Source organism: Mucisphaera sp., assembly GCF_965279675.1.
In the GTDB taxonomy this organism is placed as follows: Bacteria; Planctomycetota; Phycisphaerae; order Phycisphaerales; family Phycisphaeraceae; genus Mucisphaera.
Map to the genome: position 1 here is coordinate 820,548 of NZ_CBDIIJ010000002.1, position 15,963 is coordinate 836,510.

Below are 15,963 nucleotides of genomic sequence, written 5' to 3' on the forward strand. Positions count from 1 at the left end.
CCGCGGGGTGAGACCCGTAGGCCTCCAGGCGGGTGAGACCCGAGCACTCGCTCAGATCACTAGTCATCATATCATCAGATCGACTTGTCTTGTTAAAGGATCAACAAAAAACCCTGCTTTTCTCAATTCTGAGGCAGCAGGGTTGGGGTGGATAAGATGATTTGATCAGACTTCACAGACAAAAACACAGAAGTGTCTGTGAATGCGGAGTTTATTGCCGCTTGTTCGACTGCCCGCCCGGAGCGTTCCGCTTGACGGACTTACGCAGCGCTCGCTGCTTACGCTCGCTGGGCTTCTCGTAGTAAGCACGCCGCTTGATCTCCTTGGTCAGGCCTTCCTTTTCACAGAGCTTCTTGAAGCGACGGAGCATCTGCTCCGCGGTCTCACCGTTGCGTGCTTTGATACGAATCGCCATGCGGGCGTTCCTCGTCAGGGGGTCATCTAAAACTGGGACAAAATTTCCGAGCCGTGTAGTCTGACACAACCAGTCCCCGGAATCAAGCCAGCCTGCCAGGGGCTACACGCGACGGAGTCCCACCATGCCTCAAGCCCTGATCGCCCTGATCCTGCTCCTCACCCCCCTCGTCGGCTGTGCCGCCAAAGACAACCCCCGACTCGACGCCATCTACAACCGCGCCGCCCAGCACTACGGACCCGACCGCAACCCCGTCATCGTGATCCCGGGCATCCTCGGCTCTCGCCTCAAGGACCCACAGACCGGCCGCCTCGTCTGGGGTGCCTTCGACAACGAGTACATCCGCCCCACCTCCGCAGAAGGCGCCCGACTCATCGCCCTGCCAATGGAACAAGGTAAACCCCTCAACCAGCTCCACTCCCGACTCGTCCCCGATGGCGCCCTCGACACCGTCAACGTCTCGATCTTCTGGCTCCCCTTCGAACTCGGGGCCTACGTCCAGATCCTCGAAACCCTCGGCGCCGGCGGCTACCGCGACGAACAGTTCGCCCAGGCCGGCACCGTCGACTACGGCACCGACCACTTCACCTGCTTCCAGTTCGCCTACGACTGGCGACGCGATAACGTCGAGAACGCCCACGCCCTCCTGGACTTCATCGATGAGAAACGAAAGCTCGTCCAGGACGCTTACCTCCGGGACTACGGCATCGCAAACGCCGACGTGAAATTCGACATCGTCGCCCACTCGATGGGAGGCCTCCTCACCCGCTACGCCCTCCGCTACGGCCGCGCCGACCTCCCCACAGATGGCAGCACCCCCGAGGTCACCTGGGCCGGCGCCGAGCACATCGACCAGGTCATCCTCGTCGCTACCCCCAGCGCCGGCTCGGTCTATTCCATGCTCCAACTCCAGGAAGGCGCCAAGCTCCCGATATTCTGGCCCGACTACGAACCCGCCCTGCTCGGCACCATGCCCGCCATCTACCAGCTCCTGCCCCGACCCCGCCACGGCGGCTACATCGACGAAACCACCCGCCAGCCCATCAACAGCATCTACGACGCCCACTACTGGGAAGAAATGGGCTGGAGCCTCCTCGACCCCGATCAGGACGACATCCTCCAGCAACTCCTGCCCAACGCCACGACCCGAGAACACCGCCTGGTCATCGCCCGCGACCACACCGCCAAAGCCCTCCACCGCGCCCGCCTGTTCCACGAAGCCCTCGACATCCCCGCCAACCGACCCGAACACCTCGAACTCCACCTCTTCGCCGCCGACTCCCGCGAAACCGGAGCCATCCTCGCCATCAACCAGGAAACCGGCCGCACCCACATCACCGGCACAGCGCCGGGCGACACCACCGTTCTCCGCACCTCAGCCCTGATGGACGAACGCCTCAACGGCAACTGGACACCCCAACTCCGCTCCCCCATCGACTGGACCAGCGTCACCTTCCTCTTCAGCGACCACATCGGCCTCACCAAGAGCAAAGCCTTCTCCGACAACGTCCTCTACAAGCTCCTCGAACAACCCAGCGACCCGCCCGTCCCGGGTAGTTAAGGCCAGACCACCACCTCGCGCACCAGCCGGACCCCCGTCGCCGCCTCCACGCGCTCCTGCACCTGACGAAAGAGCTGGATCACATCATCCGCCGTCGCACCCGCGCCCGCCGCGATGAAATTCGCGTGCACCTCCGACACATAAGCCCCTCCCACACGAGCCCCCTTGAGCCCGCACGCATCGATCAGCCGACCCGCCGAATCAACCTGCCGACCTGCTTCATCCACCGGATTCTTAAACGCACAGCCCGCCGTCGCATCGGCAAACGGCTGTTCGGTCGTCTTCTTCGCGAAGATCTCCTTCTTCCGCAGATAAACGGCCTCACCTCCCACACACTCCAGCTGCAACACCGCTTCGAGAATCAGCGGCTGCTCGATGCCCGACCGCCGATAGCCAAAAGGAATCTGCTCACGCTCCAGCGTGGTTGTCGTCCCATCCAGATCCATCACCCGCACCGAACGCACCACATCCGCGATCTGCCCATACGCCCCGCCGGCATTCATCCGAATCGCCCCACCCACCGTCGCCGGCACACCCGCCAAACCCTCAAGCCCCGACAAACCCTCCCGCGCCGTCTCGTTCACCAGACGCATCAGGTCGTACCCCGATCCCACCACCAGACGACCGCTCCGATCCTCCAAACCCCGCAGCATCCGGAACGACTTGTGCGTCAACCGTATCACCACCCCCGGCACCCCGGCTTCCGACACCAGCAGATTGGCCCCGCTGCCCAGCACCCGCACCGGCACACTCGACTCAGCACACCGGCTAAGCAGCGTCCCCAGCGACGCCTCATCCTCCGGGTCCACCAGCGCCTCCGCCGACCCGCCGACCCGATACCAGGTCAGCGAACCAATCGGTGCATCACGCTCGACATCGAGCGCAAGCCCTTCAAACAAAGCATCAGAGATCGTGGGGGTCCTGGCGATGCCCTGATTATCCAACAAATCGCCCGGCCCTAAAACAGAAAACGCAGATCGATCGCAAACCCCACCTCCAGGTCAGGACGCTCATCCAGGTCTTGCCACGCCGGAAGCGTCACCGACGCCCCCAAAGCCCAGGTCTGAGCCTCATACAAAAAGCCGGGCGCCAACCACAGATGAGCATCCCCATTCGTCTCATAGACCAGGCTCGCCTCGATCACCGCGTACGTACTCGATGTCGTCTCCGCCGAGTAACGCTCAGGCGTCAACCGATACAGATACGACCCCTCCGTCCAGAGCGTGTCCGCTAGCCCCATCCCAGGTAGGTCCGGATCCGGCTGGCCGTCATAATTCAGCTTGTACCGAACCGCCGCGTTCGTCCCGTGTCGGCCCGCGATCCGCGTCGCCACCACACCCAGCATCGGGTTGAACGCATCCGTCGACATATCATCGTCATACGTCGGGATGTCAATCCCGAACAACACCGACGCCCGCAGCGTGTCCACCGGCCCCGGGTTCACCAGCAGAAACCGATACTTGCCCATGATGTGCAGATCGGAAATCCCCTGATCGTCATCACCCACTTCATCAAACTCAAAAACAACAGGCACGTGCAGGTTCACCGACAAATCGGGCGTCAACCCATACGTGATATCGGTGTGGCTGTGCAGCAGGTCCCGATCGCCTTCGAGCGCGTACCCAAACACCCGCTCACGCACGACCAGACGACCCATCCCCGGCTGCGTCGCCGCCGGCATGTACGCCGCTTCCTGAGCAAACACCAAACAAGGCAAGCCCATCAGTAACGCAAGACTCGCTAGCACCACACGTTTCATGTTCAATCCTCTGCAGCAAGTCGACGCATAAAACGGCCGCCAGGCTTTCACCCAGCGGCCGCATGAACCGGCATCAGGAATCACCCGGCACCTCAACCCGATCGAACGTGAAGCCGCTACCCGCGACCACGTCCGCCAACTGACCCACGGTTACGCTCTGGCCCGGCTTCAGCCAAACCTTCACCGAACCGTCCGCCAGATTGACCTCGACCGACTCGATCGCCTCCACCTCAAGCATCGACTTGTCCAGGTTGTGCGAGCAAAGCGGGCAACTCAGCCCACGCGCATAAAGCACAAACTCCGGAGCATCGATAACCTCAGCGGCCTCCGCCGCATCAGGCATGCTCTTAGCAGAAGAACCCGACAACGCCGCACATCCCGAAAGCAGCGCGACGACCAACGTCAGATTCAGAAGCAGAAAACTCCGCTTCATGGGTTTTTCCTTTCATGGACCGCAAACACTCAGTGAGAGTGCGTGGTGCCGTCGCTATGCGTGTGAGCTCCGCCACCGCAAGAGCCACAGCAGGACTTCGCCTTCTCGCCGCCAGCTTTGGCCTCACCGCCGCATGAACCGCAGCAGGACTTCGCTTCGCCACCACTGCAGGAACCACAGGAACCGCAGCAAGACTTCGCTTCGCTGGAAAGAAGCATCGAATCACCGTTGGTCTTACAGCCAGCGGTAAAGCTGAGCATCAAAGCCAAAGCCGAAACAGATAGCAGGGTCGTGATCGTGTTCATCAGAACAACTCCTCAAAGAAAAAATGAAAAAGTAAACAGGGAAGTCTGAGCCACCTGATAACAGCATCAGGCAAGGCCAGAAAAAAAACTGAAACTGGGTTAGGAGGTCAGTCAGCAATAGATTCAGCGCGCAAAGATCGCGCCGAAGTGAAAACTAATGCCGCCAGATACCCAAAGTGCTGCGCGAGACCGCAGCCAGAGAAAGACATGAATCACCGGTAATGCCCGGCCAGTTCATCGATTCGCCAAAGCCAACGCGCCCCGTCACCAACACAGGCGGGACGAGCCCGGTCTCAACCACCGGAACCGTCGCCGGCACTTGATCATCCACCGGCTGATGAGCCGGCGCCTCTTCAGCCGAACACGGCGCCGCACATCCACAGCTGACGGCACAGCAGCAGGCCTGAACCGCCGCCTTCGCCGCAGGCACCTGCGGACACGCAATCACGCTGCCGCTAGCCAGCAGACCAATCACAATCAGGATGCGTGCAAGAACGAAGGTCATAGGTGATATAAGTATCGACTTCCTGTGCCTGCTTTCTATTCCTGCGAGCCACAAAAGTCCAGCCGCCGCCGGCTGATCCACCACACATGGTCAAAAAGGCCCATCAAGAACTCGATTCGCAAATCACCGGACAGATCGATCGCCTACTTCCGGAGATCACCAGCATCCGCCACGACCTCCACGCCCACCCCCAGCTTGCCTACACCGAAACCTACGCCTCCCAGCTCATCCAGCAGCACCTGACCGACGCCAACGTCCCCTTCCAGGCCGGGCTCGCCGAAACAGGCGTCGTCGCCGCCATCCGCTGCGACCATCACGACCCCCAAGCCCAAGCCATCGCCCTCCGCGCCGATATCGACGCCCTGCCCATCACCGAAAACACCAACCTCCCCTACGCCTCCCAAAACCCCGGCCTCATGCACGCCTGCGGGCACGACGGCCACACCGCCGCCCTCCTCGGGGCCGCAGAGATCCTCGCCAGCCTCGCCCGCGAACACCCCGAGGCCCTGCCCAAACCCATCAAGCTCATCTTCCAGCCCGCCGAGGAAGCCGGCGCCGGCGCCAAACGCATGATCGAAGACGGCGCCCTCGACCAGACCACCCTCGACCTCCCGGTCGAACGCATCTACGGCCTTCACGGCTGGAGCAGCCTCGATGTCGGCCAGATCCGCACCCTCCCCGGCCCCATGATGGCCGCCACCCTCAGCTTCCAGATCGAACTCCGCGGCCAGGGCGGCCACGCCGCCGCCCCCCACGAAACCATCGACCCCATTCCCGCCGCCGCCAACCTCGTATCAAACCTTCAAACGATCGCCTCGCGCTTCACCAAACCCACCACCCCCGTCGTCCTCACCATCGCCAACCTCCACGCCGGCGAAGGGGCCGTCAACATCATCCCCCACACCGCCACCCTCAACGGCACCGTCCGCACCTTCGACCTCGACCTCCGCGACCAGATCCGCCTGAAGATGCAACAGATCATCGAACACACCGCCGCCGCCCACGCCTGCACCGCCTCTCTTACCACCGTCGACGGCTACCCACCCACCATCAACGACCCCGAAGCCACCCAAACCCTCATCGATACAGCCGCCGATGCCTTCGGCCCCGACCACGTCGCCCTCCTCGACGACCCCGTCATGGGCGCCGAAGACTTCTCCTTCTACGCCCAACGCATCCCCGCCTGCTTCGCCTTCGTCGGCCTCCGACCCCCTGGCCAGGACACCTACCCCGGCCTGCATACCCCCGAATTCGATTTCAACGACCACGCCCTCCCCGTCAGCATGAAACTCCTCTGCGAACTGGGCCTCCGAGGCGGATAAACCCGATAACTGCCAAGACGGTATCCTCCAAGTAACCATCCGCCCCAGAAAAAACCGCTGACGAGCGCTCACGCAGGCTCGAAGCCCCTGGAATCTACCGTGAAACCAGCTTCCACCGCCGCTATCGCCACCCCGGCCCCCACGCCCGACATCGCCTGCGGCAACACCGCCGGCTCCTCCGAATTTCTCTCCGACCTCTACACCGGCCTCGGCTCCCAACGAAACGATTTCCGCAACTACAACCTCAACCGCCTCATCGCCGCCATGGTCATCCAGGACCAGCCGAATCAGGGGCGCAACCTCGCCGTCCTCGACATCGGCTGCGGATCAGGCGTCCTCACCCAGATCATGACACGCCTCGGCATGAAGGTCACCGGCCTCGAGCCCAACCCCGACCTCGCCGAAGCCGCACGCCTCCGCGACAACCGGATGACCATCCACACCGGCGACGGCTCCATCGCCGACCAGCTCAACCAAACCTTCGACTGCATCACCATCATCGACGTCCTCGAACACATCGAAGACGACATCGAACAGCTCCACAAGATCCGCCGCGCGCTCAAGCCGGGCGGCCGCCTCGTCGTCCTCGTCCCCGCCTACCAGTGCCTCTTCGGCAAACGTGATGTCCGCAACGGCCACTTCCGCCGCTACTCCGCCGGAAGACTCCGCCGCCGCGTCGAACGCGCCGGCATGATCGTCGACGACACCCGCTACTGGAACGCCATCGGCGTCATCCCCTACTTCATCGCCGAACGCATCCTCCGCCGCGAACTCGATGGCGACATCCGAACCGAAAACGCCAAAGGCCCCCTCCAGAAAGCCGCCATCAGCTTCCTGCATTTCTGGTACCGAAAAATCGAAAACACCTTCAACCTCGGCGTCGGTCTCAGCGCCATCGCCATCGCCCACCGCCCCGAAAACGACGCCGACAACCACCAACGCAACCCGTCATTGCTTAAAGCCAAAGCCGTCAGGCTCGATGAAGCGAGCTAATCATCGGGCGATAGCTCCAGACCTGCCTGATCAAACCCCCACCATCTCCGGCAGCGTCAGATTCACCCCGTACTCACCCGGCTCGAACACGTGCGCCTTCTCCAGATTGAAGTAGCAGGTCACATCCGCGCCTTCCTCCAGCACCTCCGCCGCCACCCGTGCCGTCAGCCGCAGGCCCGTGCTCGTCGATAAATACACATCCATCGTGTTGCCCAGGGGCTCAATCACATCCACCTTGAACCTGCCGGTCTGCGCCTCGTTGTTCGCCGTGTCATGCGGATGCAGGAACATCCCCTCCGGCCGCAACCCCAGCACCATCGCCTGGCCCACCTTCCCACGACAACGATCCGCCTGCTCCGGGTCCAGCGGGAACCGCAGACCCTCGCCCTCGAAGACCACCGCCCCGTCCGCCTCCGACAACTCACCCTCGATAAAGTTCATAGGCGGCGTACCCAGAAAACCCGCCACAAAACGATTCGCCGGATGGTTGTAAACCTCCAACGGCGAATCGCACTGCTGAATTAATCCATCCGACATCACCACCACACGATCGCCAAGCGTCATCGCCTCTTCCTGATCGTGCGTCACGTAGATCGTCGTCGTGTTCAGCCGCTTGTGCAGCCGCTTAAGCTCCGCACGCGTCTCCACCCGCAGCTTCGCGTCCAGGTTCGAAAGCGGCTCATCAAACAAAAAGCACGCGGGATCGCGAACAATCGCGCGCCCCACCGCCACACGCTGACGCTGACCACCCGACAGCGCCTTCGGCTTCCGCTCCAGCAGATGATCGATGCCCAGAATCTTCGCCGCGTCCTGCACCCGCCGATCAATCTCCGCCTTCGGGAACTTCCGCAGCTTCAGACCAAAGGCCATGTTCTTGTAAACACTCATGTGCGGATACAACGCATAGTTCTGAAACACCATCGCGATATCCCTATCCTTAGGCGGTACATCATTCACCACCCGATCCCCGATCGCGATCGTCCCGCCCGTGATCTCCTCCAGCCCCGCCACCATCCGCAGGGTCGTCGACTTCCCACACCCCGACGGCCCCACCAGCACGATGAACTCCGCATCGTTGATATGCAGATCGATCCCCTTCACCGCCTTGAACCCACCCGGATAAACCTTCTCGACCTGAGTCAGCACAACTTCAGCCACGGAACAATCCTCTCTGATCCGGCAGCCACCGGGAGGGTGAATCCTGATGCTCGGGCGAAAACCGCCCTGCGAGCGAAAGAAACGCGATACGGGTCACGCCCGAGACGCAAAGTCTACCAGAAAAGACCCCAATAACCTGACCTCAAAGACCAAAAGAGTGAACACGGATCATTTTGATTTATTTTTTACGCACGAACGCTTGGATGCTGGCCAGCACCGCACCTGGGTGCCATAATGTGAGCAGCTAGCGCAGGATAACCACCTGTGCCGCGTAAAGAGAGCGGAGCACCCCTCACGAGGACCGCCTGGAGCCCCCGCACGCCCCAGACCCTCACGAGACCGCCCTCCCAAACCTCACGTTCAGGCCTGATACGTGATGAGCCGTGGAGTCGGGTGTTCCCTGCCTTGGGAGAAGAAGCGATGTACAACCTGTTCGAAGCGGCCATCTCTGCGATCACCCCCAGCCATCGCACCATCCCCATCCGCGTCCACGTCGAAGCCCAACTCACCCGCGAACCCCTCGCCGGTGCCCGAGTCCGCGTCAATGCCGGTCCCTGGGTCGCCTACGAAGGCCCCGACAAGCCCATCGAAACCACCGTCGCCGCCGGCCGCCGCATCCGTGTCGAAGTCTCAAAACGCGGCTGGATCGACCCCCGACCCTCCGCCTGGATGGACGGACCCGACCCAGACGGCATCATCCGCATAGGTATGATGTAAGCCTCACGCCACCCCTGTTAATTCCTTGCCCCGCCCCCCTGCGCTAACTACCTTGACAGCAGAGGGAGTTTGCCCACCAGTGCCCACGGCCACACCGCCTGGACACCCCACAGGGGCGGGAACACATCCACATGACCGAACGACCCGACACACCCAAACCCGATCAGCCCAACCCGCAGACCGACGGTCCCCGAGCCGCCGATCCCTCCACCACACCCACCACCGACAGCCCCCCACACACACCCGCATCTGACACCCCAACCGCCGACGCACTCCCGGGCATGCCCGATATCAGCATGCTCCCCGAAGAAGAAACCAACCCCAACGACAACCTCGTCGGCACCACCATCTCCGGCAAATACAAAGTCACCGACACCATCGGCCAGGGCGGCATGGGCGTCGTCGTCAAAGCCATCGACATCCACCTCCAGCGGGAAGTCACCATCAAGCGCCTCAACGACATGGCGCTCCGCTCAAGAACCGGTATCGACCGCTTCTTCCGCGAAGCCCGATCCGTTGCCGCACTCAACCACCGCAACATCGTCAGCATCTACGAACTCGGCTCCGACGAGCAGGGCCCCTACATCGTCATGGAGTACCTCCCAGGCGGCGACCTCGAAAAGAAGATCGCCAGCCAGGAAAAGTTCTCCCTCGAACAGACCCTCGCCGTCCTCAAACCCGTCGCCAAAGGCCTCGCCTACGCCCACAGCAAGGGCATCGTCCATCGCGACATCAAACCTTCCAACATCATCCTCGACGAAGACGGCACCCCCAAGATCGTCGACTTCGGCATCGCCCGACGCGACGACCACCTCGACCTCTCCCTCACCGGCCAGGGCATCGGCACACCCGCCTACATGGCCCCCGAGCAGCGCACCGACTCCAAACGCGTCGACCACCGAAGCGATATCTTCGCCCTCGCCAAAACCGCCTACCAGATGATCACCGGCGAGCTCCCCGACACCGTCTACTTCGACGAACTCGATACCGACGTCCGGCCCGCCTTCGAACGCGCCCTCCAAAGAGACCCCGACAAACGCCAGGCCTCCATGGACGAGTTCATCGCCGAGATCGATGTCCTCGCCCCCGCCACCCTCGAAGGCACCAACACCCCCGGCACCACCTCCAGCGCCACCATCTGCCCGAACTGCGACGCCCACAACAAGATGGACGCCGCCTTCTGCCACAACTGCGGCGCCGGCATGTTCGAAGAGTGCCCCTCCTGCTCGGTCGAGAACCGCGTCGGCGCCAAGTTCTGCCTCGCCTGCGGCATCAGCATCGAGAAATACCACGCCGCCGAAGAAGCCCTCCGCAAAGCCCGCGGCTACCTCGAACAGGCCGACTACGACGAAGCCACCAGCTGGGCCAAAACCGGCATGGAGACCAGCTACCTCCAGGCCGAGTTCGAAGAGATCGAAACCGACGCCGCCGAACGCAAAACCCGCATCGCCCGCCTCAAGAGCAGAGTCGATCAGACCTTCAAATCGAAGCAGTACCGCGAGGCAGCGACCGCCGTCGATGAAGCACTGAAGATCGCGCCCGCCAGCCGAGAACTCCGCCTCGCAAAATCACGCATCCAGAACGCCCTGCACCGCACCGAAATCGAGGCCGCCGAGAAAGCCACCCAACAAGCACTCGACCAGAAACGCTACCCCGAAGCCGCCAAAGCCTGGACACGACTCGTCCAGATCGATACCGAACATCCCAGCGCCCCCAAGCTCCGCGCCGCCATCAAAGCCCAGGAAGAAGACCACCGCCGCCGCTACCAGGAAGCCGCCGCCGACCGCAAGGCCGGCCGCATGGCCGCCGCCATCACCGGCATCCGCAGCCTCAAGAAGGACTACGCCTGGGACCGCAACATCAACATCGATGCCGAAGCCTGGGAAGCCCTCGAAGCCAAACTCGCGCCTCACCGCGAGGAAGCCAAACGCCTCGAAGCCGACGACAAACCCAAGCTCGCCATCGCCAGTTGGAACCAGGCCCTCACCATCCTCCGCAACGACGCCGAGTCGCTCGAAGGCCTTCAGCGCGCCACCGACGCTCGCCAGGAACAGAAAGCCCGACAGGGCAAACGCAACCGCCGCAACCTCCTCGTCGCCGCCACCCTCCTCATCATCGGTGCTGGAGTTCCCGCTGGACTCTACGTCTACGAACAAACCATCGACCAGCAGGTCGATGACGCCATCGCCATCGCCAGGCAATCCGAAGGTCCAACCGTCGGACTCAACACCCTCGACAACGCCCGCGCAATCTCTGACCACCCCCTCAGCCTGGTTCCCGCCTGGCGAGAGCAACGCACCCTCCGCCTCAACCAGGCCACCTACGACCTGTTGCTCGCCAGCGCCGCCGCCCAACTCCAGAACGAAAACCTCACCGCCGCCGAAACCACCCTCCGCGACTCCCTCGCCTTCGCCGACAACCACGCCCTGACCAACACCGCCAACCCCCCGGAAGACACCGCCAACACCCTCATCGAACGGGCCATCCAACTCGCCGCCGAGCAGCGCTACGACGACGGCCAGAACGTGCTGCTCCTCGCCGCCAACCTCCTCGGACCCGACGCTGTCGCCGGCATCGAAACCCAGATCCTCGCAGCCGCCGAGGCCCGCCGCACCGCGCTCATGGCCCGTCAGAACTACAACCAGACACGCGATCAGATCGACGACCCCGAAGGCTTCCTCCCCTTCACCTCAGCCGGCCGCGAGGCCCAGTCGCTGATCGATGCAGCCCAACAGAACATCGACAAAGCCACCGCACCCCAGACGCCCCTCCCCCAGCGGGCAACCAGCTACGCCAACGCCGAACAGAACTACCTGAGCGCTCTCGAAGCCCTCAAGGATGCCCGCTCGCAAGTCGCCCAGGCCATCGAGCAGCGAGCCACCACGACCGACGCCGTGACACGGGCAACCCGCCTCTGGACAGACCAGCAACCAACCAGCCCCGTCGCCCCCGCACTCACCGCCACCGCGAACCAACTCCAAACCGCCGCTCAGCAGGCCATCCACCCCGACACCCGCAACTACACCCAAGCCATCAGCTTCGCCCAGCACCTCGAAAACCTCAGCCGCGCCATCACCCTCATCCAGGAACAGGCCCAGACCGCCACTACCACCCAGACCCGACTCAACCAGCGCATCCAACGCACCGTCGAAAACCTCAACCAGACCTACAACGAAACCGGCGACTTCCTCGCCGACTTCGCCGGACCCACCTGGAGACTCGCCCGGGAACAGCGCACACAGGCCAACAACACCTACGAAGAAGCCGGCCAACGACTCGCAGCCATCGAGTCCAACATCCCCGAACCGACCGACAGCAACTTCGAGAACTGGATCAACGAACTCCCCGAGCAGGTCCTCGCCTACGAACAACTGACCGAACAGGCCATCGCTGGCTGGCTGGCCGTCGACAGCGCCCTCGACCTCGCCGCCAACGAAGCCGCCATCACCCGACTCGCCGCCGGCAAACGCAACACCACCGGCATGACCTTCATCGCCGTCCAAGGCGGGCCCGTCGTCATGGGACACGCCACCCGACGATCCGACCCCTCTCTCGGCATCGGACCCGAGGAACTCCGCCGAAGCGGAACCGTCGATCAGCCCCTGCTCATCAGCCGCTTCGAAGTCACCCGCGGGCAATACGCCGAATACATCCGCGACCGACTCATCGATCAGGGACTCACCGGACCCGACGCCGACCAGGCCATCGCCGATGCCCCGCCCTGGAAAAACCCCACCGAAATCGCCACCGACGGCCGCACGTTCACCCAGAACGACAACCACCCCGTCGTCTTCGTCTCCGCCAAAGACGCCGCCGACTTCTGCCGCTGGCTCTCCGAACGCGAAGGCATCACCTACCGCCTCCCCACCGAAGCCGAATGGGAATACGTCGCCCGAGCCGACGCCCCCGCCGACGCCCCCTTCCACTGGGGCGACCGCGTCACCGGACTCTCACCCGTCAACGGCATCCCCACCGGCGACGGCCCCGCCCGCTACCAGTGGGAAGAAGAAGACGGACACACCTTCACCGCCGAAGTCGGCACAGGCGTCGAACCCTTCCCCGCCAACGACTGGGGCCTCTACAACATCCATGGCAACGTCGCCGAATGGGCCACCGCCGACGACGGCCAGCCCATCGTCAAAGGCGGGTCGTGGGCCTGCTCCGTCCTCGACAGCCGCCTAGGCGACCGCCGAACACCAGCACCCACCTCACGACTCGAACAACTCGGCTTCCGCATCGTCGCCGAACTCCCCCTCGGAGCCGACCTCCCCGACAACCTCTGGCGGGACGCTCCCTAAACCGCTCAACCGCACAACTCAGTAATCCACAGGCGTCGGAGCCCCCTTGCTCGTCAGCAGAATCGGACGAGCCTCCGTGATATCGCTCCGCGGGATCACAACAATCGAAAACGGCCGATACCGACCATCCGCCGGCACACCTCCAGGCGTGTTGTACCGAACCCGCACCCGATACTGACCATCACGCGCATCGATCGATCGGATCATCGCCCAGTAACCCCGCTTCCGCTGGTCACCCACCGCGTAAAGCAGCACCATCTCGGTCTGAAAATCCACCTCGTACTGATCCGGCCGCAGCAAACCCGCATTGTTCAAACCCCGCTGCGAAGTGATCACGTACAAACCCGCCGACGCCGGACCACCCACCTCCGCATTCGTCCGCCGCAGGATCGGAATCGGACCCTCAGGCACCAGCCGCGGCAACGGATCATTCCCCACCGCCCCACCCGCACAACCCGCCAGCCCCAATGGCAAAGCCACCACCACCGCTAAGAGAAGTGAAAAGAAAAGGGTCCGTCCCGGCTCACGCGTGCTTGCTTCCATAGCCAGCAGTATACCCATCCCACCAACCACCCCGACAACCCACCAAACTCAGATGTGGATCGTCCGACCATCCACACCCATCGCCGCCTCCTTCAGCGTCTCCGCCAGCGTCGGATGCGCATGAGGCGCCCGCGCCAGGTCCTCCGCCGAAGCATGCATCGTCATCGCCACCGCCGCCTCCGCGATCAGATCGCCCGCCGACCGACCGATGATGTGCACCCCGAGAATCCGATCCGTCGCCGCATCCGCCAGCACCTTCACCTTCCCGCCCGACGCCGCAATCGCCTGCGCCCGACCATTGCCCAGAAACGGAAAAGCCCCCTTCCGGTAGTCAACCCCCGCATCCTTCAGCTGCTGCTCCGTCTTGCCCACCGAAGCAATCTCCGGCTCCGTATATACAATCGCCGGAATCGCGTTGTAATCCATATGCGAAGCACCCGTCACGATGTGCTCCACGCAAGCCACCCCCTCCTCCTCCGCCTTGTGAGCCAGCATCGGCCCCGCGATCACGTCCCCAATCGCATACACCCCCTCCACACTCGTCTCGAAGTGCGCATCCGTCTTCACCCGACCCCGCTCATCCACCTCCACCCCGATCGCCTCCAGATCCAAACCCGCCGTGTTCGCCTTCCGACCCACCGCCACCAGCACCCGATCAAACGTCATCGGGTCCCGATCCTCGATCTCCACCGTCACGTTATGAGGCTTGCCCGTCGCCCCACTCACCCGCGCCCCCAACACAAACTCGAGCCCCTGCTTCTTGAACACCTTGTGCGCCTCATCCGCGATCTCCCGATCCATCCCCGGGAGGATGTGATCCAGATACTCGATCACCGTCACCTTCGCCCCCAGCCGACGCCACACCGACCCCAACTCCAAACCGATCGCCCCCGCACCGATCACCGCCAGCGTCTCCGGCACCTCCTCGTAAGCAATCGACTCCGTCGACGTATCAATCCGCGGATGCTCCAGGTCTACCCCCGGCAACGACACAGGCGTCGACCCCGTCGCAATCACCACATGCTCCGCCTCGACCCGCGTCCCGTCATCCTTGCCCCCCTTGACCGACACCGAACGATCCTCGTTGAACACACCCCGCCCGTGATAACGCGTCACCTTGTTCTTCTTGAACAAACCCGCGATCCCCTTCGTCAGGTTCCCCACCACCTTGTCCTTCCGAGCCATCATCACCCCCAGATCAAACCCCACCTCCGACGCCAACACCCCGTGATCCTTCAGATGATGCGCCGCCTGCTCATACTGCTCCGACGATTCCAGCAGCGCCTTCGAAGGAATACACCCCACCCGCAGGCACGTCCCCCCCAGCGCCTCATGCTCATCCACACAAGCCACATCCAACCCCAGCTGCGCCCCCCGAATCGCCGCCACATACCCACCCGGCCCCGCACCAATCACCAGCAAATCATGCTTCTTGTCTGACATAACAACAAACTCCATTCACGCCTAAAACCAGCTCGAAGTCGTAAATCTACGAACAACCATCATAGCGCCGCCTACCGCAAGCACGCCCAACAAGGCACCCGGGAAAAACCAGAACAGGCCCCAGATGAAACCAACTCCAATCGCTTGCACTAAAACCAAAGGCATCATGATGATCAGAGCTAATTCATACGCAGCATCAATTAAAACTGCCACTAAGAGGCACATGTATCCCAGGTACCACAAGCCCAAGGCTAGTAGCCAACGGGTAGGCTTGAAATAGCACAAACCACAGATGACACCCAACGGGAAAGTGATGAGATGCTGAAGCACTTGTCCGTTATTGATAGGTTCTTCCAAAAACCAATACAAAGGAAGTGTAGCGGCCCCGGCCGAGAAACAGACGATCATCCGAACGTATGACAACAATCGCTTCCGCAAAGTGACACCAACGGTATGAGCATCACGCTCACAACCAGCATCGCCCCCTGAATCAGCCAGCTCCTCCCCCACC

Annotated in this window: 15 protein-coding genes; 5 read left to right on the top strand and 10 right to left on the bottom strand. The window is 62.7% G+C overall.

Annotated features, from left to right (window positions below):
* Positions 1 to 211: 211 nt before the first annotated feature.
* Entirely contained in the window at positions 212 to 415 is a 204-nt protein-coding gene (gene rpsU, locus ACQZAB_RS03685) for a 30S ribosomal protein S21 (RefSeq protein ID WP_428387178.1), read from the bottom strand.
* 124 nt (positions 416 to 539) lie between these two features.
* Between rpsU and ACQZAB_RS03690 the strand changes: the two genes are divergently transcribed.
* Positions 540 to 1,976, top strand: coding sequence for an esterase/lipase family protein (locus tag ACQZAB_RS03690; RefSeq protein WP_428387180.1), 1,437 nt, complete (start codon positions 540 to 542; stop codon positions 1,974 to 1,976).
* Here the strand turns inward: ACQZAB_RS03690 and murB are convergent.
* The 5 genes from murB to ACQZAB_RS03715 all read right to left on the bottom strand — a co-directional run bounded on the left by murB (position 1,973) and on the right by ACQZAB_RS03715 (position 4,978).
* Entirely contained in the window at positions 1,973 to 2,920 is a 948-nt protein-coding gene (murB, locus tag ACQZAB_RS03695; RefSeq protein WP_428387181.1) for a UDP-N-acetylmuramate dehydrogenase, read from the bottom strand. The two genes, ACQZAB_RS03690 and murB, sit on opposite strands and share 4 nt — an antisense overlap.
* 14 nt (positions 2,921 to 2,934) lie before the next feature.
* Positions 2,935 to 3,735, bottom strand: coding sequence for a hypothetical protein (locus ACQZAB_RS03700; RefSeq protein ID WP_428387183.1), 801 nt, complete (start codon positions 3,733 to 3,735; stop codon positions 2,935 to 2,937).
* Positions 3,736 to 3,808: 73 nt separating this feature from the next.
* On the bottom strand, positions 3,809 to 4,168 hold the full coding sequence (locus ACQZAB_RS03705) for a heavy-metal-associated domain-containing protein (RefSeq protein WP_428387185.1): 360 nt from the start codon (positions 4,166 to 4,168) through the stop codon (positions 3,809 to 3,811).
* Positions 4,169 to 4,197: 29 nt separating this feature from the next.
* Complete coding sequence (locus ACQZAB_RS03710; RefSeq protein ID WP_428387186.1) at positions 4,198 to 4,473, bottom strand: hypothetical protein; 276 nt, start codon at positions 4,471 to 4,473, stop codon at positions 4,198 to 4,200.
* 154 nt (positions 4,474 to 4,627) lie between these two features.
* Positions 4,628 to 4,978 (bottom strand): hypothetical protein, encoded by a 351-nt coding sequence (locus tag ACQZAB_RS03715; RefSeq protein ID WP_428387188.1) that lies wholly within the window; start codon positions 4,976 to 4,978, stop codon positions 4,628 to 4,630.
* Positions 4,979 to 5,064: 86 nt separating this feature from the next.
* Here ACQZAB_RS03715 and ACQZAB_RS03720 point away from each other — a divergent pair, with 86 nt between their 5' ends.
* Positions 5,065 to 6,300, top strand: coding sequence for a M20 metallopeptidase family protein (locus ACQZAB_RS03720; protein WP_428387189.1), 1,236 nt, complete (start codon positions 5,065 to 5,067; stop codon positions 6,298 to 6,300).
* A 99-nt stretch (positions 6,301 to 6,399) separates the two neighbouring features.
* Positions 6,400 to 7,293, top strand: coding sequence for a class I SAM-dependent methyltransferase (locus ACQZAB_RS03725; protein ID WP_428387191.1), 894 nt, complete (start codon positions 6,400 to 6,402; stop codon positions 7,291 to 7,293).
* A 30-nt stretch (positions 7,294 to 7,323) separates the two neighbouring features.
* Here ACQZAB_RS03725 and ACQZAB_RS03730 read toward each other — a convergent pair whose 3' ends face one another.
* The gene (locus ACQZAB_RS03730) at positions 7,324 to 8,451 is read right to left on the bottom strand and encodes an ABC transporter ATP-binding protein (protein WP_428387193.1); all 1,128 of its coding nucleotides are present in this window, start codon (positions 8,449 to 8,451) and stop codon (positions 7,324 to 7,326) included.
* A gap of 420 nt (positions 8,452 to 8,871) precedes the next feature.
* Between ACQZAB_RS03730 and ACQZAB_RS03735 the strand changes: the two genes are divergently transcribed.
* Positions 8,872 to 9,168: a hypothetical protein gene (locus ACQZAB_RS03735; protein WP_428387195.1), complete on the top strand. Its 297-nt coding sequence runs from the start codon at positions 8,872 to 8,874 to the stop codon at positions 9,166 to 9,168.
* 131 nt (positions 9,169 to 9,299) lie between these two features.
* Positions 9,300 to 13,466, top strand: coding sequence for a protein kinase domain-containing protein (locus tag ACQZAB_RS03740; protein WP_428387197.1), 4,167 nt, complete (start codon positions 9,300 to 9,302; stop codon positions 13,464 to 13,466).
* Positions 13,467 to 13,484: 18 nt separating this feature from the next.
* Here the strand turns inward: ACQZAB_RS03740 and ACQZAB_RS03745 are convergent, their stop codons facing one another.
* Genes ACQZAB_RS03745 through ACQZAB_RS03755 form a run of 3 tightly spaced genes read right to left on the bottom strand, consistent with a single transcriptional unit; the run spans position 13,485 to position 15,962 of the window.
* Positions 13,485 to 14,009 carry a hypothetical protein gene (locus tag ACQZAB_RS03745; protein ID WP_428387199.1) on the bottom strand — a complete coding sequence of 175 codons (525 nt, stop codon included), beginning with the start codon at positions 14,007 to 14,009 and terminating at the stop codon, positions 13,485 to 13,487.
* 48 nt (positions 14,010 to 14,057) lie between these two features.
* A complete protein-coding gene (lpdA, locus tag ACQZAB_RS03750; RefSeq protein WP_428387200.1) occupies positions 14,058 to 15,452 on the bottom strand; it encodes a dihydrolipoyl dehydrogenase in 1,395 nt (464 codons plus the stop codon).
* Between the two features lie 21 nt (positions 15,453 to 15,473).
* The gene (locus ACQZAB_RS03755; RefSeq protein WP_428387202.1) at positions 15,474 to 15,962 is read right to left on the bottom strand and encodes a hypothetical protein; all 489 of its coding nucleotides are present in this window, start codon (positions 15,960 to 15,962) and stop codon (positions 15,474 to 15,476) included.
* Between the last annotated feature and the right edge of the window lies 1 nt (position 15,963).

Bases quoted from the DNA above. Each gene is read 5' to 3' on its own strand.
- rpsU (WP_428387178.1), bottom strand. From the start codon at position 415: ATGGCGATTCGTATCAAAGCACGCAACGGTGAGACCGCGGAGCAGATG.
- ACQZAB_RS03690 (WP_428387180.1), top strand. From the start codon at position 540: ATGCCTCAAGCCCTGATCGCCCTGATCCTGCTCCTCACCCCCCTCGTC.
- ACQZAB_RS03700 (WP_428387183.1), bottom strand. From the start codon at position 3,735: ATGAAACGTGTGGTGCTAGCGAGTCTTGCGTTACTGATGGGCTTGCCT.
- ACQZAB_RS03705 (WP_428387185.1), bottom strand. From the start codon at position 4,168: ATGAAGCGGAGTTTTCTGCTTCTGAATCTGACGTTGGTCGTCGCGCTG.
- ACQZAB_RS03710 (WP_428387186.1), bottom strand. From the start codon at position 4,473: ATGAACACGATCACGACCCTGCTATCTGTTTCGGCTTTGGCTTTGATG.
- ACQZAB_RS03715 (WP_428387188.1), bottom strand. From the start codon at position 4,978: ATGACCTTCGTTCTTGCACGCATCCTGATTGTGATTGGTCTGCTGGCT.
- ACQZAB_RS03720 (WP_428387189.1), top strand. From the start codon at position 5,065: ATGGTCAAAAAGGCCCATCAAGAACTCGATTCGCAAATCACCGGACAG.
- ACQZAB_RS03735 (WP_428387195.1), top strand. From the start codon at position 8,872: ATGTACAACCTGTTCGAAGCGGCCATCTCTGCGATCACCCCCAGCCAT.
- ACQZAB_RS03740 (WP_428387197.1), top strand. From the start codon at position 9,300: ATGACCGAACGACCCGACACACCCAAACCCGATCAGCCCAACCCGCAG.
- ACQZAB_RS03745 (WP_428387199.1), bottom strand. From the start codon at position 14,009: ATGGAAGCAAGCACGCGTGAGCCGGGACGGACCCTTTTCTTTTCACTT.
- lpdA (WP_428387200.1), bottom strand. From the start codon at position 15,452: ATGTCAGACAAGAAGCATGATTTGCTGGTGATTGGTGCGGGGCCGGGT.